At 69.3% G+C, this 21,024-nt stretch carries 16 protein-coding genes and 3 pseudogenes; 6 read left to right on the forward strand and 13 right to left on the reverse strand.

The features are described 5' to 3' along the window. Positions 1-16: 16 nt before the first annotated feature. The 8 genes from J5X86_RS27235 to J5X86_RS27270 all read right to left on the reverse strand — a co-directional run bounded on the left by J5X86_RS27235 (position 17) and on the right by J5X86_RS27270 (position 11,588). Positions 17-1,969, reverse strand: a complete 1,953-nt coding sequence (locus J5X86_RS27235) for a DUF2264 domain-containing protein (RefSeq protein WP_208519354.1) — start codon at positions 1,967-1,969, stop codon at positions 17-19. Further along, a complete protein-coding gene (locus J5X86_RS27240; RefSeq protein WP_243981571.1) occupies positions 1,966-3,624 on the reverse strand; it encodes a substrate-binding domain-containing protein in 1,659 nt (552 codons plus the stop codon). The genes J5X86_RS27235 and J5X86_RS27240 overlap by 4 nt, the downstream gene beginning before the upstream one ends. An 8-nt stretch (positions 3,625-3,632) precedes the next feature. Further along, complete coding sequence (locus J5X86_RS27245; protein ID WP_208519355.1) at positions 3,633-4,574, reverse strand: carbohydrate ABC transporter permease; 942 nt, start codon at positions 4,572-4,574, stop codon at positions 3,633-3,635. Then, a complete protein-coding gene (locus J5X86_RS27250; protein ID WP_208519356.1) occupies positions 4,571-5,545 on the reverse strand; it encodes a sugar ABC transporter permease in 975 nt (324 codons plus the stop codon). The genes J5X86_RS27245 and J5X86_RS27250 overlap by 4 nt, the downstream gene beginning before the upstream one ends. A gap of 146 nt (positions 5,546-5,691) precedes the next feature. Next, positions 5,692-6,693 carry a hydroxyacid dehydrogenase gene (locus J5X86_RS27255; protein ID WP_208519357.1) on the reverse strand — a complete coding sequence of 334 codons (1,002 nt, stop codon included), beginning with the start codon at positions 6,691-6,693 and terminating at the stop codon, positions 5,692-5,694. A gap of 88 nt (positions 6,694-6,781) precedes the next feature. Beyond that, positions 6,782-9,787, reverse strand: coding sequence for a glycoside hydrolase family 38 C-terminal domain-containing protein (locus J5X86_RS27260; protein ID WP_208519358.1), 3,006 nt, complete (start codon positions 9,785-9,787; stop codon positions 6,782-6,784). A 50-nt stretch (positions 9,788-9,837) separates the two neighbouring features. Further along, complete coding sequence (locus J5X86_RS27265) at positions 9,838-10,947, reverse strand: Gfo/Idh/MocA family protein (RefSeq protein WP_208519359.1); 1,110 nt, start codon at positions 10,945-10,947, stop codon at positions 9,838-9,840. Next, positions 10,932-11,588: a ThuA domain-containing protein gene (locus tag J5X86_RS27270; RefSeq protein ID WP_374229299.1), complete on the reverse strand. Its 657-nt coding sequence runs from the start codon at positions 11,586-11,588 to the stop codon at positions 10,932-10,934. The genes J5X86_RS27265 and J5X86_RS27270 overlap by 16 nt, the downstream gene beginning before the upstream one ends. A 412-nt stretch (positions 11,589-12,000) precedes the next feature. Here J5X86_RS27270 and J5X86_RS27275 point away from each other — a divergent pair, with 412 nt between their 5' ends. From J5X86_RS27275 to J5X86_RS27285, 3 genes and pseudogenes are all read left to right on the forward strand, one after another. Continuing rightward, positions 12,001-13,821 (forward strand): glycosyl hydrolase family 28-related protein, encoded by a 1,821-nt coding sequence (locus tag J5X86_RS27275; RefSeq protein ID WP_243981573.1) that lies wholly within the window; start codon positions 12,001-12,003, stop codon positions 13,819-13,821. A 288-nt stretch (positions 13,822-14,109) separates the two neighbouring features. Further along, positions 14,110-15,903, forward strand: coding sequence for a heparinase II/III family protein (locus J5X86_RS27280; protein ID WP_308124747.1), 1,794 nt, complete (start codon positions 14,110-14,112; stop codon positions 15,901-15,903). 70 nt (positions 15,904-15,973) lie between these two features. Further along, positions 15,974-16,126: pseudogene (locus J5X86_RS27285) on the forward strand (IS110 family transposase); the annotation flags it as partial. A 187-nt stretch (positions 16,127-16,313) separates the two neighbouring features. Here J5X86_RS27285 and J5X86_RS27290 read toward each other — a convergent pair. From J5X86_RS27290 to J5X86_RS27300, 3 genes are all read right to left on the reverse strand, one after another. Beyond that, on the reverse strand, positions 16,314-16,613 hold the full coding sequence (locus tag J5X86_RS27290; protein WP_243981577.1) for a tail fiber domain-containing protein: 300 nt from the start codon (positions 16,611-16,613) through the stop codon (positions 16,314-16,316). 86 nt (positions 16,614-16,699) lie between these two features. Then, positions 16,700-17,269 (reverse strand): hypothetical protein, encoded by a 570-nt coding sequence (locus J5X86_RS27295; protein ID WP_308124748.1) that lies wholly within the window; start codon positions 17,267-17,269, stop codon positions 16,700-16,702. Between the two features lie 496 nt (positions 17,270-17,765). After that, on the reverse strand, positions 17,766-18,143 hold the full coding sequence (locus tag J5X86_RS27300; protein ID WP_243981579.1) for a hypothetical protein: 378 nt from the start codon (positions 18,141-18,143) through the stop codon (positions 17,766-17,768). A 218-nt stretch (positions 18,144-18,361) separates the two neighbouring features. On the opposite strand from J5X86_RS27300, the pseudogene J5X86_RS27305 reads away from it, so the two are divergent. Then, positions 18,362-18,509, forward strand: a pseudogene (locus tag J5X86_RS27305) (IS5/IS1182 family transposase); the annotation flags it as partial. Positions 18,510-18,747: 238 nt separating this feature from the next. Here the strand turns inward: J5X86_RS27305 and J5X86_RS27310 are convergent. Then, positions 18,748-19,050, reverse strand: a complete 303-nt coding sequence (locus J5X86_RS27310; RefSeq protein WP_208519363.1) for a hypothetical protein — start codon at positions 19,048-19,050, stop codon at positions 18,748-18,750. On the opposite strand from J5X86_RS27310, the pseudogene J5X86_RS52965 reads away from it, so the two are divergent. Both J5X86_RS52965 and J5X86_RS27315 read left to right on the forward strand, forming a co-directional pair. Beyond that, positions 19,039-19,086, forward strand: a pseudogene (locus J5X86_RS52965) (hypothetical protein); the annotation flags it as partial. The gene J5X86_RS27310 and the pseudogene J5X86_RS52965 sit on opposite strands and share 12 nt — an antisense overlap. A gap of 71 nt (positions 19,087-19,157) precedes the next feature. Further along, on the forward strand, positions 19,158-19,421 hold the full coding sequence (locus J5X86_RS27315) for an alpha/beta fold hydrolase (protein ID WP_208519364.1): 264 nt from the start codon (positions 19,158-19,160) through the stop codon (positions 19,419-19,421). Positions 19,422-20,009: 588 nt separating this feature from the next. Here J5X86_RS27315 and J5X86_RS27320 read toward each other — a convergent pair. Continuing rightward, complete coding sequence (locus tag J5X86_RS27320) at positions 20,010-20,960, reverse strand: GlxA family transcriptional regulator (RefSeq protein WP_208519365.1); 951 nt, start codon at positions 20,958-20,960, stop codon at positions 20,010-20,012. Positions 20,961-21,024 lie beyond the last annotated feature (64 nt).

A 21,024-nucleotide genomic window follows, 5' to 3' on the forward strand; every position in this document is an offset into this window, starting at 1 on the left:
TCCAGAGGTCGTACGTTCAGGCGTTGGGGGCGGGCAGCCGGATGGTGTCCTGTCCGCCGTCCGGCCAGGTCACGTCCGCGAGCAGGTCGGTGCCTTCGGCGCGGGTGGTGACGTCGGGCAGGGCGGTCGGATCGGTGCCACCGAGGTGGATCAGGGCGACGTGGAGGGTGCCATGGGCTGCCGGTCCCTCGGTCTCCACTACGGGGGTGGCAGAGAGGGGACCGAGGGCGTTGCTCTCGGCCCCGGTGACGGTGCGGGCGTGCGGCAGTCCTCGCGCGCCCACGACAAGAGAGACCAGTCCGTCCGCGCCGCGGACCCGGGCGGTCCCACTCTCCTCCGGCGCCTTGTCGAGCGCCAGCGCCCAGCCGCCGACGCGCAGCACATGATCGGCGGATTCGTCTTCTGTGGCGGGGTCGACGCGTACGGCCCGGACCTCGACCGAGCCGCGCAGCGCCGAGCCGACAGTGATCCAGGGGCCGAAGACGTACGGGGCGTCGGGGCCGCCGAACACGTCCCAGGTGGCGTCGTCGAGCCAGTGCGCGCGAGAGCGTGAGACGGCTGTGGTGCCGTCCAGGGAGATTCTTGTGGCGGGGCGACGGTGCGAAGCCCGCCCGGCCTCGTCGAGCAGCACGACCGCGTTGTCGAGCGGGTCTGCGTCCGCGCTGCCGCCGCGGACAGTGGGGTCGCCGGGGGTCTCCGGCGCGGTGTGCGTGGAATAGGCGAACCGCGCGTAGCTCGGATCGTCGGCGTGCGGCCGGGCGGGGTCGGAATGGTCGCCGCCGTGATTGACGACGCGTACGACACCGTCGGCAGCCGTGCCGGAGACGAGCCAGCCCGGCGCGGCCAACGCCCGCTCGAAATCGCCCTGTTCAACAGCGAGTGGCACCGCTTCCTCGGTCCACACCGGGTGGTCCGGCGGCAGGGCGAGGCCGATGAAGCCCTTGCTCGCCCAGTACGGAGAGGCAGGACCCGAGTACACCTGAAGCACGCCGCGGAAGGGCCGGTGCCAGCCGAGGGTGAGCAGCCCTTCCGCGTCGGCGGCCCCGTGCCCGGTGAAGTGGTCGAGCATGCGGCTCGCGATCGCCCGGGTCTCCCCGGGCGCCAGTGGGGTGGCGTCGAAGAGCGCGCCGGTCCACACCGACGCGAGTGCGGCGTGCCGGTAGGTGAGGGAGCGGCCCTGGATCAGCGGCGAGCCGTTCCCGCCGACCAGTAGCCGCTGGTCCTCGAGGAACCGCCGCAGCCGGGCCCGGTACCGGTCGAGCAGGCCGCTGGGCGCCGCGTCGCCGAGGATGCGGCAGAACCACAGCGGGTACAGGTGCATGGCCCAGCCGTTGTAGTGGTCGAAGTTGCGGTGCCCGGCGCCGGTGAGGCCATCGGAGTACCAGCCGTCGCCCGCGTACCAGCCGTCGGTCAGCGCGATGGTCCGGTCGAGGTCCGTGTGGAGCCAAGCGCCGCCCACGGTGCGGGCGAACGCCTCGGTGACGCCCTGGAACCAGACCCAGTTGTTGCCGGGCATCAGGTTGCCGACCATGTCGGCGAGCCAGTCCAGCACCTGCTGCTGGACCTTCGCCCCCAGGCGGTCCCAGATCCACGGCCGGGTCTCGTGCAGCGCGAGCGCGATGGACGCGGCTTCGACCTTGGCCTGGTTGGACTCGGCGAACGTGGGCCAGCGGCCGGGGTTGCCCGGGTCGGTTCCGGCGGCGAGTCCCGCCGCGTACCAGCCGGCCAGGTCATGCGGGTCGGCCCCGCCCGCCCCTGCCAGCCGGAAGCCGGCCAGCAGGAACGTGCGGGCGAAGCCTTCGAGGCCGTCGCTCAGTACGCCGTTGTGGCTCGGCACACCGGGCAGGTCGATCAGGGCGTGGCCGTCGCGCGCGTAGGGCCGTACGGCGAGCAGCATGCGGTCCGCGGTCCCTTCCCAGTGGGCGCGGTCCTCGGCCGGAGTGCGGGCGGTGCGGGTGGTCCGGGTCATGAGGTACGGGTCTCCCATGCCTGTTCGAACTCGCGGCGGATCTGGTCCCCGGCTTCCTTGCGCCAGTTCCTCATCGCGTCGTCCCACTCCTTGAGCGGGACGCGGCCCTGCATGATGCCCTTGCGGGTGTCGTCCAGGAGGGTGCCGAAGAGCTTGGATTTCTTGGAGTCGGTCGGTGAGTACAGCGGCTCCGCCGGGTTGGGGATCAGCTTTTTGACGGCTTCCTTCTGGAAGGCGTACTGCGTGTGAACGATGTCCGGCTTGGCCGGGTAGTACAGCGTGAACGGCGCGTCCGTCGCGAAGATCGTCGGCAGGGTGTTCTCCGCCTGGCCCTGCGGGGTGAGGACCGGGTCGGTGCCCTTGATGGTGTGGTCCGGGCCCGGCACTCCGTACTTGCGCAGCAGGTAGGCGTCCGTGCCGAAGGGGGCCGCGAGCGCGTTCATGGCTCGCAGGATCTGCTGGATGCGCGCCTTGGGGGCCTTCTTGATGATGAGCGTGGCGTAGTTGGCATCTCCCTGCCACTGGCTGCCTTCGCCGCCGTCGAAGCCCGGCGCCATCATGTAGCCGAGTTCGAAGCCCTTCGTGGCGGGCGCGTAGGTGGTGTAGAAGTCGTTCCACGCGGCGGGCGCGTCGGGGCGCATGACGTTCTGCCCGCCGCCGAACCAGTCCTTCGACTTGTTGTTGACGCTGTAGGTGTCCGGGTGCATCACCCCGGCCTTGGTGAGCCGGCGGACCGCGTCGAGGGCCTGCTTGGCCTCCTCGCTCTCGAAGTACCAGGTGAACTTGCCGTCCTCCGCACGCCACTTGTTGGGTCCCGACAGCATCTTCATGACGAACTCCCAGGCGGTGACGCTGTCGCCCAGGGCGTACTGGTTGTGCTTGGCGTCGGTGACGTCCTTGCACAGCTTGGCGAACTCGTCCCAGGACTGCGGGTTCGGGTCGAGGCCCCTCTTCTTGATGAGGTCGAGGCGGGTGTACATGGGGCCGCCGGACAGCGGGCGCGGCATCGGCAGCGCGTAGATGCCGCCGTTGCGCACGCACGGCGCCCAGGACGCGGTGGGGATGTTCGCCAGGTACGGGTAGTCGCGGATGTTGTCGCCGGACAGATGCGGGGTGAGGTCCTCGAAGAGGGTGTCCAGCATGTCCGGGGTCGCCGCCGAGTTCTGGTCCGGCCTGAGCATCAGCATCGCGTCGGGCAGATCGCCGCCCGCGATCGTCACGGCGAACTTCGGCGGATAGTCGCCGACGGGCGTGATCTCGAAGTTGAGGTCACAGCCGATGCTCTTGTTCAGGTGCTGCCACAGGACGTTGCGGTCCACGGGTGGCGGCACCGGGTTGAAGATCAGCGTCTGGATGGTGATCGCCGGGCCCTTGGCGGGGGGCCCGTCGGGGAATGCCGTGACCGGATCGGCCGGGTAGTGCAGATAGGCGGGTGCGACGCCGTCCGTGGTGGCCGGCATCGAGGTCTCGACGCCCTTGTACGGGATGTACGTGGGCAGCCGGGCCACCTTGTTGGCGTCGGCGGTGGACGGAGGCTTGTAGTCGCCGCAGCCGGCGAGGGTCACGCCCGCCACGACACCGGCGGCGGAGGCGAGGAAGCCGCGCCTGCTCAGGGGTCGCCTCAGAGGGCTGTTGTTCAAGGGAGTGTCGTCCATAGGGGTGTTCATCCCTTCACCGCCCCGACCATCACGCCCTTGTTCATGTGCCGCTGAAGGAAGGGGTAGACAACCACGATGGGCACGATCGACAGAACCAGGATCGCCGCCTGCAGCGACTGCGACGGCGGCAGCGGCGCACCGGCCGCGACGTCGACCTGACCGCCACTGAGCTGCGCGTTGTTGATGACGTACGTCCGCAGCACCATCTGCATCGGCCACTTCGCCGCGTCGTTGATGTACAGCAGCGCGTTGAAGAAGGCGTTCCAGTACGTGACCGCGTAGAACAGGCCGATGACGGCGACCGACGCCTTCGACAGCGGCAGCACGATCCGGGTGAGGATCTTCCATTCGGAGGCGCCGTCGATGCGCGCCGAGTCGATGAGCTCCTTGGGGATGCCCATGAAGAAGGCGCGCAGCACGATCACGTTGAACCCGTTGATCAGGCCGGGCAGGATCAACGACCAGTAGCTGTTGATCAGATGGAGCTGCTTGATCATCAGGTAGCTGGGGATGACGCCGGGTGCGAACAGCATCGACATCAGCAGCAGCATCAGCACGGGCCGGTGCCCGTAGGAGCCGGGCCGGCTGAGCCCGTACGCCAGCATGATCGAGCAGAAGAGGCTGAGCGCGGTGCCGACGACGGTGATGCCGACGCTGACGAGCATGGCCCGGGAGACCAGGCCGCCGTTCAGCAGTGCCTTGTATGCGTCGAAGGACGGGTGATCCGGCCACATCACGTAGCCGCCGGCCTTGGTGACCTGCACGGTGTCGGCGAGCGAGGTCGAGATGATGGCGAGGAACGGCAGCAGGACCAGGACCACGCAGACCAGCAGGATCAACGACTTGAGCACACGCCACGGCGGGGAGCCGGGGGTCTCGCCGGGGATGGCGCTGTAGGACCTGTGCGGCCTGCGGCGCACCGGGTGCGCGGGATTGAGGGTGGTCATTTCCGGTAGACACCTTCCTCGCCGAAGAAGTGGGCGAACTTGTTGGCGCCCAGCACGAGCGCTACGCCCACCAGGCCCTTGACGAGGCCGACGGCGGCGCTGACACCCCAGTCACCGGCGACGAGGCCGTGGTTGTAGATGTAAGTGTCGAGCACTTCGCTGTTGTCGAGGCCGACGCCGTCCTGCTGCAGCAGGATCTGCTCGAAACCGACCGAGAGGGCGTCGCCGAGGCGCAGGATGAGCAGCAGAACCACCAGGCCGCGCAGCGCCGGAAGCGTGACGTGCCAGGTCTGCCGCAGGCGGCTCGCGCCGTCCATGGCGGCCGCCTCGTAGAGGTCGCTGTCAACGCGGGAGAGGGCGGCGAGGAAGAGGATCGTGCCCCAGCCGGTGTCGCGCCAGATGACCTGGGAGGTGAGCAGCGACTTGAACAGTTCGGGGCTGCCGATGATGTTCCAGGTGCCCATGTCGTGGGCCTGCAGAAACAGGTTGAGCACACCGGTGTTGCCGAGCATCTGCTGGAAGAGCGCGACGACGACCACCCACGACAGGAAGTGCGGCAGGTACAGGACGTTCTGGATCCACTTCTTTACGCGCTCGCTGACCAGGCTGTTCAGCGCGAGGGCGAGAAGGATCGGCGCGGGGAACACGAACACGACCTGGATCAGGGTGAGTTCGAGGGTGTTCACCAGCGCGTGCACGAACTGCTCGTCGCCGTTGAACAGCACGTCGAAGTTCTTCAGCCCGCTCCACGGACTGTGCAGGATGCCGATGTACGGCTGGTAGTCCTGGAAGGCGATGACGTTGCCGAGCAGCGGGATGTAGTGGAACAGCAGCAGGACAACGAGGCCCGGAATCACGAACCAGAACAGGGCCCTGTCCCGGCGGCGACGCGGTCGTCGCGGTCCACCCCGGCCCGCCGACCTGCCCTTCTCGGCCGCGGTGGAGGCGGCCGGTTGATCAAGCGTTGTCATGGTGTACGGCCCTTTCAGCGGGAGGCAGGCGCCGTCGGTCGCCTCTCGGGGTCGGCAATATGGGGATGATGCGATAGGTGAATCAGCTTCCGTGGGGGCGTGGGTTGATGGGCATGTGGCCCTTTCGGGCCCGTCGCGACAGCGGCTCAGGCCAGGCGCGCGAGCGCCTCGCGGGTGACCTCGCCAAGCAGTGGCTCGCCCGATACCCACCGCGCGACCTCGGCGGTCGCGTACTCGCCGAGCCGGCGGATCTCGGAGCCCTGTGCGCCGGCGATCTGCGGGGTCACCAGCACGTTCGGCAGGGACAGCAACGGGTGGCCGGGCGGCAGGGGTTCGGGATCCGTCACATCGAGGTAGGCCTCGAGGCGACCCGTGGCACACTCCCGGGTCAGGGCGTCGGTGTCGACGATCGCACCCCGGGCGGTGTTGATCAGCGCGCCTCCGTCGGGGAGGAGCGCCAGCATCCCGGAGTCGAGCAGGCCCGTCGTCTCCCGCAGCTGCGGCGCGTGGACGCTCACCACCTGTGAGCGGCGGCACAGTTCGGCCAGCGGGACACGGTGCGCGCCGAGCCCGCGTGCCTCTTCGTCCGTCACGTACGGGTCGTACAGCAGCACCTCGTACCCGGCGTCGGCGCGCACCAGCTCGGTGATCACCCGGCGGCCGATGCGGGAAGCGCCGATGATGCCGACAGTGAGGCCGTCGGCGCCCCGCCGGTCGGCGGTGGGCGGCCGGCCGTCGGCGTAGCCCGCCGCCATGGCCAGGGTGCGCCGGGCGGCGAGCGTGATGAGGGCAAGGGTCTGCGAGACGACCGGGCCCGCGTTGGCGTCGGCCGCCGAGGACACGACGATGCCGCGCTCCCACAGCGCGTCGCTGACCAGTGACTTGACGGTGCCCGCGGCATGCATGACGGCCTTCAGGCGGGGAGCCTCGGCCAGCACGTCGGCCGTGAGGCGCGGGCACCCCCAACCGCTGATGAGGATCTCGGCGTCGGCGAGCGCGCCGGCCTGGAAACGGTCGCCGCGGGAGACGAGCCGCACATGCGACGCGAGCCGTTCGCGGAGCTCTTTCGGGAGTACGAGATCGGCGACACCGGGACTCATGACGCATACGGCTCCGGGGAGTTCGGAGCACTCTGCTCGGGCTGTCATGCCTGGGTCCTCTTTCGATACGTACTGGTCAGGGAACCGCATCGGTACGGCAGACGGGAGGCGGCCGCCGTACCGGTGCGGCGCGCCATCAGGCGCGGGGCAGCCGCAGGGTGACCATCTGGAACGGACGCAGGGCGAGAACGAGCCCGCCGTCGACCGGTGTGGGCGGCTCGGCGTCGACGAGCGGGCGCTCCAACAAGTCGGTGGCGACGGCCCGTTCGGGCGCGAAGCCGTCGACGCGGACGGTGGCGCGGGCGCGGCCCCCGTGCGCCTCGTAGAGGCGGACCACCAGGTCGCCGCTGCGGTCGTCGGCGAGTTTCACCGCGCTGATGACGAGGGCATCGTTGTCAACGGTCACCAGCGGGGCGACCTCCGCGGCGGTGCCGGTGACCCGGCGCTCGGGCAGGTTGATCCGGTACCCCTCGCGGACCGCGTCGCCGATCGTGGCGCCCGGCACCAGCGCGTGCCGGAACCGGTGCACACCCTGGTCCGTCTCCGGGTCCGGGTAGCGGGGCGCCCGCAGCAGGGACGCCCGGACAGTGGTCGTGTCCGCGGTGCGGGTGAGGTCGTGGCCGTACGTCGAGTCATTGACGACGGCGACGCCCCAGCCGGGCTCGTCGACGTGTACGAAACGGTGGTTGCACGCCTCGAACTTGGCCCACTCCCAGCTCGTGTTCTGGTGGGTAGGCCGGTACACGTGACCGAACTGGGTCTCGGAGGCATACCGGTCGGCCTTCACGTCCAGCGGGAAGGCGAGCTTCAGGAACTTCTCCGTCTCGTGCCAGTCGACCTCGGTCACGATGTCGAGCCGCTTGGCGTCGGCCGGAACGGAGAGCAGTTGCGTAACGCGTGAGGCGCCGAAGGCCCGCGCGATGCGCACCGCGCCGCCCTCGACGGACAGCGTGGCGCCGTCGGTGAGGTCGCTGCCGACGTTGCGGTAGAAGGCATCGACGTCCCAGGCGTCCCACTGGTTGGGGAAGTCGGGGTGGAGCTGGAGGAGGTTGGCCACCTGCCCCGGGGCGATCGCCTCCCGGTCGGCGACGCGGTCGTACGCGGAGACGACCAGCCCGCGTCCGTCGATCTCGACGCGCAGGAGGCCGTTGTCGAGGATGTAGCCTCCGTCACGCGGGACCGGGACCACCCCGCCTTCGCCCGTAGGCACCGACGCACCCCCGGCCGGTATCGAACCACGGCTGTGCGGCGCCGGGTTGAACACCAGCTCCCGCCCGCCCGGGGCATCACCGGCCAGCGCCCGCTGCGCCGCCGCGATGATGTCCTCCAGCTCCCCGCCCAGGCGCGCGTACGTCTCCCGCGCCTCGCGGTGCACCCAGGCGATGGACGAGCCGGGCAGGATGTCGTGGAACTGGTGCAGCAGCACCGTCTTCCAGATCCGGTCCAGCTCCTCGTACGGGTAAGGGAACCCGGTGCGCGCGGCAGCCGTCGCCGCCCACAGCTCGGCCTCGGTCAGCAGGGACTCGCTGCGCCGGTTGCCCCGCTTGGTCTGCGCCTGGCTGGTCAGGGTAGCGCGGTGCAGCTCCAGGTACAGCTCGCCGACCCAGACCGGAGGCTGTGGGTACTCGGCCTCCGCCTTCGCGAAGAAGTCGACGGGGGCCTCCCACTCGATGGCCGGCGCGCCCGCCAGGCTGCGCATCCGGGCCGCCTTCGCGACCATCTCGCGCGTGGTGCCGCCACCGCCGTCGCCGTAACCGGTCGGCGCGAGAGAGCGCGTCGCAACGCCCTTCTCCTTGAAGTTCCGTGCGGCGTGGGCTAGTTGGCGCCCGCTCATTTCGCAGTTGTACGAATCGACGGGCGGGAAGTGCGTGAAGATGCGGGTGCCGTCGATGCCCTCCCAGAGGAAGGTGTGGTGCGGGAAGGAGTTGGTGCGGCTCCAGGAGATCTTCTGGGTGAGCAGCCTCTTGGACCCGGCCGCCTTGATGATCTGCGGGAGGCCGGCCGCAAAGCCGAAGGTGTCGGGCAGCCACGCCTCGTCGTTCTCGACGCCGAACTCCGCCAGGAAGAACCGCTTGCCGTGCACGAACTGGCGGGCCATCGCCTCCGAACCCGGCATGTTGGTATCGGACTCCACCCACATCCCGCCGGCCGGCACGAACCGGCCGTCCGCGACGGCCTCCTTGACCTTCGCGTACACCTCGGGCCGGTGCTCCTTGATCCATGCGAACTGCTGGGCCTGCGACATCGTGAAGACGAACTCGGGCTCGTCCTGGAGGAGTTGCGTCATGTTGGACGCCGTGCGGGCCACCTTGCGGACCGTCTCGCGCAGCGGCCACAGCCACGCCGAGTCGATGTGGGCGTGGCCGACGGCGCTGATGCGGTGCGCGGCGGGGGCGGCAGGCGTGGCGAGCACATCGGCGAGTTCGTCGCGGGCGGCCTGCGCCGTCCCGTTCACGTCCTGCAGGTCGACGGCGTCCAGGGCACGGCCGACCGCCCGCAGGATCTCCCAGCGGCGCGCCCCGTCCAAGGGCAGCTCGGTCATCAGCTCGCCGAGCACCTCCAGGTCCATGACCAGGTTCCATACCGTCTCGTCGAAGACGGCCAGGCGCATCTCGCCGAGCACGTACTGGGGTGCGTCCCCGGCGGTCGCCTTGTCGCCCATCGGCGTCGGCTGGAACGGCACCCCGCTCGCTTCGAGGTCCGGGTTGGACGCCGCCTCGACGCGCCAGTGCACCTGCTCCCCGCCCGCGACGGGTGCGCCCACGCGGACGTGGTTGTTGCGCGGGTGGAGTCCCTTGACCGGGGTGCCGTCGGGCCGGTACACAAGGCCCTCGCACTGGAAGCCGGGGGTGCGCGGGGTGAAGCCGAGGTCGAGGACGGCCTCCACGGTGCGGCCCGCCCACTCGGCGGGCACGGTGCCGGTCACCTCGAACCAGCTGGTCCCCCACGGCGTGCCCCACGGGGTGCCGGTGGCGATGGGGCTTGTCGGTGCCGCGAGGCCGTCGGCCACGGGCACGGGTTCGCCGTCGGTGGACCAGATCTCCACGGTCAGGGGGGTGGTGACGGGGTGGACGGCCGGCCGGATGCGTTCCCTCAGGACGCGTTCCAGGCGTGCTTCGACCAGCTTCCGGTCGTCGTGCATGAAAGGGGTCTCCTGTCGCTGCGAGCGGGGCGGGGTGGCGAGGGCGTCGCTCAGTGACCGCCCACCGGGGCAGGGCGCTCGCACATACTGGTCACCGGCAGGGCGCGCCCCTGGTCGGCCGCGTCCATGAGGGTCAGCATGATGTCGAGGACATGCGCGGCGAGCTCGGCCGACGCATGATGCGGGCGGTCGTCGGCCAGGGCGTCGGCGAGATCCGCGAGACCCACGCCCCGACCCGCGTCCGGGTAACCGGCGGACACCGGCAGGGTCTCCCACGCGTCGCCGCGGTGGATCTCGACGGTGCCGTCGAAGCCGTTCGGGTCGGGCACCGACAGCGAGGCGTCGGTGCCGTGCACCTCGATGCGGGGCAGCCGCGCGGCCTTGATGTCGAAGCTCATCACCAGTGTGGACAGGGCGCCGTCCGCGTGTTCCAGGACGCCGGTGATGTGGGTGTCGATCTCCACCGGGAAGGTGTGTCCGGCGCGCGGGCCGCTTCCGATGGCCCGCTCCGTACGCGGCCGGGAGGACGCGCCCGTCACCTTGACGACCGGGCCGAGCAGATGCACCAGGGCCGACAGGTAGTAGGGGCCCATGTCGAGGAGCGGGCCGCCGCCGGGCCGGTAGTAGAACTCCGGGTCCGGGTGCCACTTCTCGTGGCCCGCGGTCGTCATGAAGGCCGTCGCCGCGACCGGCCTGCCGATCAGCCCGTCGTCGACCGCCTTGCGCGCGGTCTGCGTCCCGGTGCCGAGGACCGTGTCGGGAGCGCACCCGATGCGAAGTCCCGCCTCGCGCGCGGCAATCAGCACGGCGTCGGCCTCTTCGCGGTTCGCCGCGAGCGGCTTCTCGCCGTACACGTGCTTGCCCGCACCGAGCGCCGCGAGGGCGACGTCCGCGTGGGCGGCCGGGATGGTGAGGTTGAGGACGGCGTCCACATCGTCCCGTGCCACGAGGTCCGCGACGGACGCCACCACGGCCACCTCTCCCCCGGCTTGGTCCGCGACGGCCTGCGCCCGGCTCCGATCGAGGTCGGTGACGGCGGTCAGCCGCACGGACGTCAGGCGCTCCAGCGTCGAGAGGTAGGCGCCGCTGATCTTGCCCGCGCCCACGATGCCGATGTTCAAAGGTTTCGACGACTTCAGAGGCTTCAGCGGCTCGCCCACAGCAGTCCCCTCTCGGTCAGCGTGCGCACCTCGGGCACGTCGAAGTCGTCGGGCTTGTGCCCGATGGTCGATACGAAGACCCGGCCGGCGCCCCAGGTCCTCGTCCACACGGCGGGCATCACCACGGTCCGGTCGTGCACCTCGTCGGCCGGGAAGGTGGTGGTGGCCAGGACGTCGATGTGCGGGTCGGTGAGGACCCAGTACTGCTCGCTGTGGACCGCGAAGTCGTCGAGTCCCGCGATGATCGGGTGGTCGGGGTGCTCGGGCGACAGCTGGTAGGTGTGGTCGTGGAAGCCCGGCGGGTGCATCACGAACTTGCCGCCGGTCAGCAGGTGGTAGCCGTGGTCGTGGAAGCAGTCGACGATGCCGCCGTGCCAGCCGGCCAGGCCGGTGCCGGCGCGGACCGCGGCGGCGAGGTTGTCGCGCTGCTGCGGGGTGATCGTCCCCATCGTCCAGCACTGCACGATCAGGTCGGTGGCGGCGAGCCGTTCCGTGTCCTCGTACACCGCCAGGTCCTCGGAGGTCTCGACGGTGAACCCCTGATCCTTGAGGAAGGGCACGAATCCGTCGCTGATCGTCACGGGTTGGTGCCCGTCCCAACCGCCACGGACGACGAGTGCCCGCCGGGTGTCGCTGGTCAAGGTGAAAGCACACTCCCATCGGCGCCGCATATGCGTAGGGCGGCGGTAGGGGTTCGGGGTGAGGGCACCCAACGGCCGTGGAACAGCGGGAGTTGCTACTGCTCGGGCTGGTCGTCGGGGTCGGTGCGAGGTGAACGTACGAACGCCGAACGCGGTTTGTCAATATGTTGGACGAACCCTCGGTCCCGGCGCACCGCAGCCGATGAACCCGAGGGGGCAAGTCCCGGTGAAATCACGTCGGTTCTTGTCCGGCGCATTGACTAAGGCCATTCGATGGACTTTCGTGTCCCCGGCGCAAAGCCCCCGGCTCCGCTTGCCGCTGCCGCACTGGTGCACCCGCACTCACCCCTTGCATGACCAGGGCCTCTCACCACGCCCACCCCGTCGTTCATCCCGTATCGAGAGGTGACACATGCATCGCAGGACCCGACGGATCTCCGTCTGGTTTCTCGGCGCCGCCGTACTCGGCGCCGGCGCCCTGACCGTTCTGCCCGAGGCCGAAGGCCACGCGGACACCATCGGCGCGAACGCCGGGGTGACGGCCTCGGCCGGCGCCAAGACACCCTTTGCGACCGTCGAAACCGAGTCCGGCAAGCCGGCCGGCGGCGCCGACATCCACTCCATCAAGCCGGGCGACCCAGCGCCCACGAAGGCAACGCTGGAGACCGAGGCGTCCGGCTACGCCTATACCAAGCTGGATAGAACCGGCGAATCGGTGTCGATGCCGAACAGGACCGGCAAGCAAGCGAACACCCTCGTGGTGCGTGCCTCGATTCCGGACGCGCCGGATGGCGGCGGCATCACCGCCTCGCTCAGCCTCTACGTCGACGGCACGTACCGTCAGGCGATCACGTTGAGCTCCAAGCAGGCGTGGAACTACCGGGGCGCGAGCACCAACCCGGACGACCCGAACGCCGGCGGGGCGGCCTACCGCTTCTACAACGAGTTCCCCGTCCGGGTGAAGGGCGATCCCATCCCGGCGGGCAGCAACGTCACGCTCCGGAAGGACTCCGGCAACAAGGCCACCTTCTACGCCGTCGACTCCGTCGACCTGGAGAACGTCGGGCCGGCGCGTACCCGGCCGGACGACTCGCTCTCCGTCGTCGACTACGGCGCGGACCCGACGTTCGAGAAGGACTCGACGACCGCCATCCAGAAGACAGTGGACACCGCCCGGGCACAAGGCAAGCCGGTCTGGATCCCGGAGGGGACATACCTCACGAACAGCTTCGAGGGGGCCGCGCCGCTGGACTTCACGGGCGTGACCGTGCGCGGCGCCGGCATGTGGTACTCGACGATCTACCGTAGGCCCCCGCTGCCTGCCAAGCAGCGCACACAGATCCTGGTCGGCTCCGGTACCAAGCTGAGCGACATACAGATCGACTCCAACGCCATCTGGCGAGATGTCCGCGGCCCCGGCGGCGCGGACTACGGCATCAATGCCAGCGGCGCCAAGGGCTGGCTGGTCGAGCGGATCTGGACCCGGCACACCGACGCGAACTGGCTGTCCGGCACCGGCGGCACCATCCGGGACAGCCGGACCGCGGACTCGTACGGCGACGGCTTCAACATCAACAACAGCAACAAGCCCGGTCCGGACACAAAGGGCGACAACATCACGGTCCAGAACAACTTCGCCCGGGGTACCGGCGACGACTCCTTCGCCGTGTACTCCGACTCCGGCACCAACCATGACAACAGCCAGTTGAGCGGCGCCCGGATGCTGAACAACACCGCGATCGCACCCTGGTGGGCCAACGGCCTGCGGATCGCCGGCGGCAAGGACATCCAGTTCAAGAACAACCTGGTGAAGAGCGTGTCCTCGAACAGCGCACTGGAGATCAGCGTGTTCGGCGACTCGGGGCACGCACTGGAGTCCGCCACGGTGAGCGGCAACGTCCTGATCGGTGGCGGCGGCTGGAACGGCGTCCGGCACGGGGTGCGAATCGGCTCCCCGACCCCCACGTCACAGTTCCCTGACGCATACACGAACGTCACCATGACCGACAACGTGATGCAAGGCGCCCTGCGTGCCGGTTTGTACATCGACAAGAAGAACATTAGGGCGACGCTCACGAACAACACCATCGACGGCCCCGCCAACCAGGGCATCTGGATCGCGTCGGGTGTCACCGGCACCGGCACTTTCCGGGACAACACAGTGAAGAACCTGCGCCCGGGCCAGGTCGCGACTCAGAACGATTCAAAGGACACGTTCACGATCACCACGTGACGTCTCTCGCCTGAGACGGTCTGGCGGTCCTCCGCATCGGGGACCGCCGGACATGGTGTCGCCTCAGGCGACGTGGCCGCCGCCGTGGCGGAGGTCGCCGAGACGCTCCTGACCTGCCGAGGAAAAGAGAGCATGACCTCAGAGAAGCCCGCGTCCGACCCCGGATTCCCGCGCCTGACACGCCTGTTCCCGCCGTCCTTGGTCGCCACGCGCATGCCGCCCATAGGTCAGTGGAGTCCTGTGCCCCCTGCCACCGACCGCGGCGCGTGGGAAGCGATCGCGCCGCGTGTGCGAGCCCGTGCGCTCGAGGAAGCCAGTGCCTCGCTCGATCGCCCCTGGCCCGACCTGCCCGCCTCACTGTTCGCCCGCTTCGCCCGCGACGGCGACCGCTGGGGCTACCAGACACCGGTATTCGCCCGCCGGGCCCGGCTCGGCCGGGCGGTCCTCGCCGCCGCCCTGTGTCCCACCACCGACGACCGCCGAACGGCCTTCCTCGACGAGGTGATGGACGGCGTATGGGCGTTGTGCGAGGAGACGACCTGGGCCTGGCCCGCCCACGACTTCCGGGTCCTGGACTCCCGGCGCGGCCTGCTCCCCGACCCGGAACGCCCCACCCTGGACCTCGGGGCATCGGGTACGGCCGTACTGCTCGCTCTCACCGACGCGATCACGGGTGACGAGTTGGACCTGCTCGACCCGATGGTGCGGCGCCGGCTGCGCCGCGAGGTCTCCGCCCGCGTCCTGAGCCCGTACCTGGAGCGGGACGAATGGGGCTGGTACGACGGCTCGACCGCCAAACTCAACAACTGGAACCCTTGGATCCACTCCGAGTTGCTCCTGGCCACCGCGTTGACCGAGGAGTCCCCCGACCTCCGCGCGGTGCTGGTGTGCCGGATTCTCCAGGGCCTGGAGAACTACCTCAAGGCCCATCCACCGGACGGAGGCTGCGACGAGGGCCCGCACTACTGGTGGCGTGCCGGAGCCAGCCTCTTCGAATGCCTGGAGACCATCACCTCTCTGCTGGACATGGACGCGGGCGTGTTCACTCACCCCCTGATCCGTGCGATGGCGCGTTACCCCGTGGCCACCTGGATCGGCGACGGCTGGGCCGTCAACTTTGCGGATGGCCCCGCCCGTCCGCGGGAGACCGCACCGGCGCTGCTGTTCCGCTACGGCCGGCGCACGGCCCAGCCCGACGTGAGCTCCCATGCCCGCGCCCTGCGCGCCGACACAGACCCCGCACTGCCCGTCGAGGGCGAACCCTTCGACCTGCGCCGCACGTTGGATGCCCTGTTCGACACCGAGTGGCACACCACACGGCCCGCCGACTTCCCGCTGCCCGCGCGCGCCTGGCTGCCGGACACGCAGGTTCTCGTGGCCCGCGCTTCGGCAGGTGACACGCGCGGGCTGCTCGTGGCGGCCAAGGCGGGTCACAACGGCGAGAGCCACAACCACAACGACGTCGGCTCCTTCATCGTCGCCATCGACGCCCACCCGCTGCTCATCGACGTCGGGGTGGGCACCTACCGCAAGGAGACCTTCAGCCCTGACCGCTACGGAATCTGGTCGATGACCAGCGAGTACCACAACGTGCCCGTCGTCAACGGTGTCGGCCAGCGGCCCGGACCGGACTTCCGGGCCGCCCATGTGGCCGCCATCCACAACACGGATACCGATGAATTGACGTGTGATCTGGGCTCCGCCTACCCGCCGCAGGCACAACTCACGTCATGGCTGCGAACCGTCCGGCTCGTGCGCGGCGCGGACGAGCGCGTCGAGATCGACGAAACCTGGCACTGCGCGACCACGCCCCGATCCCTGGCCCTGCATCTGCTGATCAGCGGCGATCTGTCGGTGCGGCCCGAGGGCCGGGCCACCGTCAGCCCGCCGACAGGACGCGGCTTGGCCCTGAACTGGGATACCGCCGCATTCACCGCCGAGGCGGAGACCATATCCCTCACTGACCTCGCCTTCACTCGCGTATGGGGTCCTGCGGTCCACCGCCTGATCCTCACCGCACGCCGCCCCGAACGCACGGGACGTCACATGCTCGTGGCGCGCCCGCTGCCCAACAACAACTGAGAGCGCGATTCGGCTTCGACCAGGATCTCGCGGCCGGGACCACCCGCACCTCCAATCGGATACGCGACCTGCTCACCCACTTTCGAAGGTCCTGACCTCGATTCCGGGGGTCGCGGTCAGGGACCGCCGCCACCTTGCTGTCACCGTCGGCGACCGCACCAGCTTCCCCACCGCCGCCCACCTGGCCTTCCTCAGCCTCGCCCCAGCCCTGGTCTGGTCTGGTCTGCTTAGGCTCGCGCGGATAGGCGCGTGAGGAGCGACGCTGGTAGTAGTACAGGCGCAGGTCCTGACGATCATGGAGTTGTGACGCTCTCTGATCACCGGAGGCCCTGTGCCTGTACTGCCCTCGTGGCTGACCGACCCACTGGGACCGACTCTCGGCATGACCACACGCCGAACTGCGCGAACGCTTACGGCACGGCCTCGGGCTCGTTCCCGCTCGCGGCCTCTCGCAGACGATCCACTTCGGCCGTGAGCTCTTCCACACGGCGGTGCAGCGCCTGGATGCACACCAGGGCGACACCGAGGCCGTCGACGACGGGGATCCTGGTGTCGTCCTGGTTGAAGCCGAAGGCAGCGTGCCAGTCCTGGGCCATCGGCCCGAGGTGACGCACGCTTTCGGGCTCCCAGTGGTAGCGCCAGGTGCTGACGGGCAGCGCGGCCACGGTTCGCAGGACCGCGTATCCGTTGACCGCGCCGACCGGGGCCACACCGCCACTCTCCCCCGCCTCGGCCGAAAGCCGAGCCGGGGCGCCTCGGTCAGGCGCCCAGGACCGCCGACGGAAGAACCACACCCCTACCGGCTCCAGTCGACCGGGACCACGTCCCGCTTGAGCGTACGGTCACTGAAAAGCAAACTTCCGAGGGGCACGAAGTCGTCTCCGACGGTGATCGCTCCGTGCGCGGAGGCCGGGGTGTGGACGCCGTCCCCGAGCAGCACGGCCTCGTAGCCGGCCAGCAGTTCCTGGACCGTGCCGGGGCCGAGGTTCTCTGATGCGGCGATCGCGGCGATACCGCTGTAGTTCGTGTAGGCCGTCCCCAGCAGTCGACCGCCGGCGGCGTAGAAATGGACCTGCACGCCGCGGACGGGCTGTCCGGTGACGGCGTCGACGACGGTCGCGCTGATGTTCTCCAACTGCAGCTGCGTGACGTTCAAAGAGCCCTGACTGGCGGCCATATTGACCGGCTTCAAAGCGGAACAATCCGCACCACCGCTGCACGACGCCGCCGGCAGGCTGGTCGCAGACGCGATGGCGCCGCTCCCCACGCCCACCGACGCCAACGCCGCAGCCATCACCACGACAGCCTTACGACCCAAAGAGGTCATGTCCCCTCCACATGTGAACTGCCAGAACACGATCCGCACCGGCCCATGGACGGCCGGGGCGGTCGGGGCGCGGGCAGCGCCCGACGGATGCCGCCCCCTTTGGGGACGACGCGACAGAGCGTATGCGCGTCCCATCCGGCCCCACCGAGTGACAACCACAAGTTCGCACCATCTGATGAACCGTCAACAGCACGGTGACGAACGAGACGGGCGGGCACAAAGCACCGACGGCAGGACCTCGAGATGGCCACGCCCAGCCTTCTGTTCAGCGGCCGTCACGGTGCTGTCGATAGCCCCGGAGGGAAGCTCATAGCGGGCTCCTCGCCCGCTGCCAGCCCCTCGACGGCACCCAGGGCATCCCGGCCCGCCGCGAGTACGCGAACCGCGTCAACGCCCTCGCAACGACACCCGGACCATAATCCGGTCAGTGAGCCTCTTCCAACCTCAGGTTGAGGATGCGTGATGGGGAGGACCGCACTACTTCGTTGCATGCGCTCGCCCGACTACGCCGTGACGTCAGCCCGGCACCCGGTGATCAGTTGCGGTCTTCGGCACTGCTATCGGTGATCGCTCGGAACAGCTCGCGAGCCCGCTCGCAGAATTGCCCGACCTCCTCGATGTCCGGCTCGTCGCCGTCCGCCAGCATCCGGGCCTGGAGTTGCTCGGAGCGCAGCCCGCCGTAGCGGGCCCGTACCTCCGCGGTCACCGGCTGGACCGCGATGTGCAGGTGCTTGCGCGCGTCGCGGCCGTGCGACCACATGCAGACGTACGTCTGCTCGGGCCGGCACAACGTCTCCACGACACGAGCGGTATCGCGCAGCAAGAGGCCCAGCTCCGCCGCTGCCGTGTCGTCGAGTTCCGCGACGGCCACGACGTGCTCTCGCGGACCGACGATCAGGGTGCCGAGATTCATCGGACCGACGACGTGGTTCACCACCCAAGCAGCGGTTTCATGCAGGACGCCTCCAGGCAACTCCCGGCGCCCGGCGAGAAGGTCACACCCAAGACACCCCGTCACATCCACGCGCACCAGCCTATACAGAGCCCGCAGCGATGAGGTCGACGGCCAACCTGGTGGATATGTCTGCCGGTTGGACGCGTTGGCGTCGGCTGCCTGCCAGTCGCCAGGCGCTGCCGGCGCCGGCGCCCGACCTCGCCACGGCGATTACGAAGGCCTCGGCCAAGGCATTCCTGGCCGGGACACTGCTGCCGATCCACCGAATCGCCGCCGACCAGCCACCGGCCGTACTACGCCGGCAAGCACAAGAAGCATGGGACACAACGCGCGGTTGACGGATCGATAGGGGCCCTCCCCAGGCCCATAGGGAGGGTCACCTTGAGCTCCGGGCGGGACGAAATCACGACCAACTTCCTCTCAGCTGATAGCCCCTTCCTTCCATCGCAGGTCAGCGGTCTGCCCAGGGGGAACGGCGTCCAGCACGCGGCGGAATTTAGTCGACCGGTCGGCTAAATTCGGTGGTGTGGCGCGGATGCGCGACCGCTTCTGATCCAGTTCTTCAGACAGGCGCTCCATGAGCGCGTACAGCCAGGGAGTCCTGCCGTCCAGGCGGGATTTCCATGCCCAAACGCAGATTTAGCCCTCCGGCCGTCCTCGCCGTCGGAGCCATGTTCCCTTCGAAACCCGGAGTAAAGCGATGAACGACAACAGGCATCAGGATGGCATTTACCCATTCCCGGCCGGTATGCAGACGCGTGAGATCGAAACCAACGGTGCCAAGATCCACGTACGCGTCGGCGGGCATGGTCCAGCGGTCGTCATGCTGCACGGCTTCGGCACAACGGGCGACATGTGGGGTCATTTGGCAAGCGCACTCATCGAAGACCACATGGTTGTCGCGCCCGACCTGCGTGGGTTGGGCCTCTCGTCGAAGCGCATTATGCGGAGCTCTATGCGCAACCCGGCGCAATGCGAGCGAGCTTTGCCCAGTTCCTGGCGTTCAGCCAGGATGCGGCCGACAACAGGACGTTCCTCGCGCAGGGCAAGCTTCAGATGCCGGTCCTGGCCTTCGGCGGCGAAGCTACATTCGGCCCTGGGATCGGCGAGGTGCTGCGGTGTGTCGCCGATGACGTCGAGGATGCGGTCATCCCGGATTGCGGGCACTGGATCACGGAAGAGCAGCCGCAGGCGACGACAGACCTGGTCGTCGACTTCCTGCGCCGGGCGCGTTGAAGGGCGGTCCCTGCCTTTGAGGCCGATGCCCGGTCAGGTGCGAGCTGTGGCGACGTCGCCGTTTAAAGCGGGACGTCGTTGGTGCTCACCGCCGTCACCCCTCCGCGGGAACCGGCACTGTCGACGTCACCAGGACCACCACCGTCGGCACCAGCCCCGTCGACACCGCCAAGGACTCCTTCACGTACGGCACCAACCTCGCGTGGCCGGCGACCGCGTCCGCAAGCAACACCTTCCAGAACCTGCCGGATCAGGCGCCCTCGAAGGCCATTGACGGGAACGAGGAGCCCTGGTGGGCCACCGACTCAGGCGTCTCCAGGTCTCGTAGGACGAATCACTGGCCAACAGCGAGGCGCCTGGACTACGCGCCGGAAGGCGCGTAGTCCAGGTATCCCTACGATGCTCGCGTACAGCTCGCTCCAGGCTCTGAGCCGTGGCAACCCTCGACGAGGAGCGGCAGTGAGGGCGGGACCCCTGGCCGGGGGCCCGCGCCCGCCAATGCAGCTGCCTTGAAGGCTGCGGGGCGGCGATCCCCTGCCGAGAGCAACGCGCGAGCGCACACGGGCGAGCAGGTGTGCGGCGAGAGCGTCACGTTTCGCTGAAGGTGCGTCGGTAGGCGCCGGGTGTGGTGCCGAGGTGTGCCCTGAAGCGGCGGCGCAGGTTGACCGCCGAGGCGAGGCCGACCCGGGTGGCGATGGCTTCGACCGGCAGGTCGGTCTGCTCCAGCAGTACCCGGGCCGCGTTGATGCGCTGGGTGAGCAACCACTGTCCCGGGCTGGTGCCGAGCTGTTCGGTGAACCGGCGGGCAAGCGTGCGGTTGGACAGTCCCGCGCGTTCGGCGAGGCGGTCGAGGGTCAGTCGGGTGCCGAGGTGCGCGGTGGCCCACTCCAGTACCGGGGCCAGGGATTCGTCCGCCTTGGCCGGTACGGGGGGTGTGGCGTACTGGAGCTGGCTGCCCTCGCGGTGCGGTGGCAGGACCATGCTTCGGGCGATCCGGGCGGCGTAGGCCGCGCCATGGTCCGTACGTATGAGGTGGAGGCACAGGTCGATACCTGCGCCGGTGCCGGCGCTGGTCGCCACGTCGCCGTGGTCCACGAAGAGCACGTTGGTGTCCACCCGCACCTCGGGGAAGGCGGCGGCGAGCCGGGCCGTGCTGCGCCAGTGGGTGGTGGCGCGGCGGCCGTCGAGCAGTCCGGTCCGGGCGAGGACGAACGCGCCCGTGCAGATGGCGACGATCCTCGCCCCGCGCCCGTGGGCGGCCTGAAGCGCTTCGGTGACGGCCGGCGACACCGGCGCGGCAAGCTGCTGCCAGCCGGGGATGAGCACGGTGTCCGCCTCCTGCACGGCATCCAGCCCCGCATCGACGAGCATCGAGAAGCCGACGGTGGTCCGCAGGGGGCCGGGCCGCTCGGCGCAGACCTCGAAGCTGTAGCGGGCCGGCACGTCCGGGATGTCCGCGCCGAAGACCTCGGCGGCGCAGGCGACCTCGAAGGGCGACTGCGGCTCCGTGAGCAGGGCCACTACCCGATGAAGGCTCATGGCAAGAATGTACCTGTAAGCGTCTTTCTGGACTCTCGGCCAAGGAGACCGGCCCCGGTCACAG

Source organism: Streptomyces sp. NEAU-YJ-81, assembly GCF_017592595.1.
Lineage (GTDB): Bacteria > Actinomycetota > Actinomycetes > Streptomycetales > Streptomycetaceae > Streptomyces > Streptomyces hygroscopicus_B.

What these genes read in the sequence shown, in the direction of transcription:
- J5X86_RS27275 (WP_243981573.1), top strand. Translation starts at nt 12,001, where the DNA reads ATGCATCGCAGGACCCGACGGATCTCCGTCTGGTTTCTCGGCGCCGCC.
- J5X86_RS27310 (WP_208519363.1), bottom strand. Translation starts at nt 19,050, where the DNA reads ATGACCCCACATGTCGCCCGTTGTGCCGAAGCCGTGCAGCATGACGAC.
- J5X86_RS27245 (WP_208519355.1), bottom strand. Translation starts at nt 4,574, where the DNA reads ATGACCACCCTCAATCCCGCGCACCCGGTGCGCCGCAGGCCGCACAGG.
- J5X86_RS27300 (WP_243981579.1), bottom strand. Translation starts at nt 18,143, where the DNA reads ATGAATCTCGGCACCCTGATCGTCGGTCCGCGAGAGCACGTCGTGGCC.
- J5X86_RS27320 (WP_208519365.1), bottom strand. Translation starts at nt 20,960, where the DNA reads ATGAGCCTTCATCGGGTAGTGGCCCTGCTCACGGAGCCGCAGTCGCCC.
- J5X86_RS27240 (WP_243981571.1), bottom strand. Translation starts at nt 3,624, where the DNA reads ATGGACGACACTCCCTTGAACAACAGCCCTCTGAGGCGACCCCTGAGC.
- J5X86_RS27260 (WP_208519358.1), bottom strand. Translation starts at nt 9,787, where the DNA reads ATGCACGACGACCGGAAGCTGGTCGAAGCACGCCTGGAACGCGTCCTG.
- J5X86_RS27255 (WP_208519357.1), bottom strand. Translation starts at nt 6,693, where the DNA reads ATGACAGCCCGAGCAGAGTGCTCCGAACTCCCCGGAGCCGTATGCGTC.
- J5X86_RS27235 (WP_208519354.1), bottom strand. Translation starts at nt 1,969, where the DNA reads ATGACCCGGACCACCCGCACCGCCCGCACTCCGGCCGAGGACCGCGCC.
- J5X86_RS27315 (WP_208519364.1), top strand. Translation starts at nt 19,158, where the DNA reads ATGCGAGCGAGCTTTGCCCAGTTCCTGGCGTTCAGCCAGGATGCGGCC.
- J5X86_RS27250 (WP_208519356.1), bottom strand. Translation starts at nt 5,545, where the DNA reads ATGACAACGCTTGATCAACCGGCCGCCTCCACCGCGGCCGAGAAGGGC.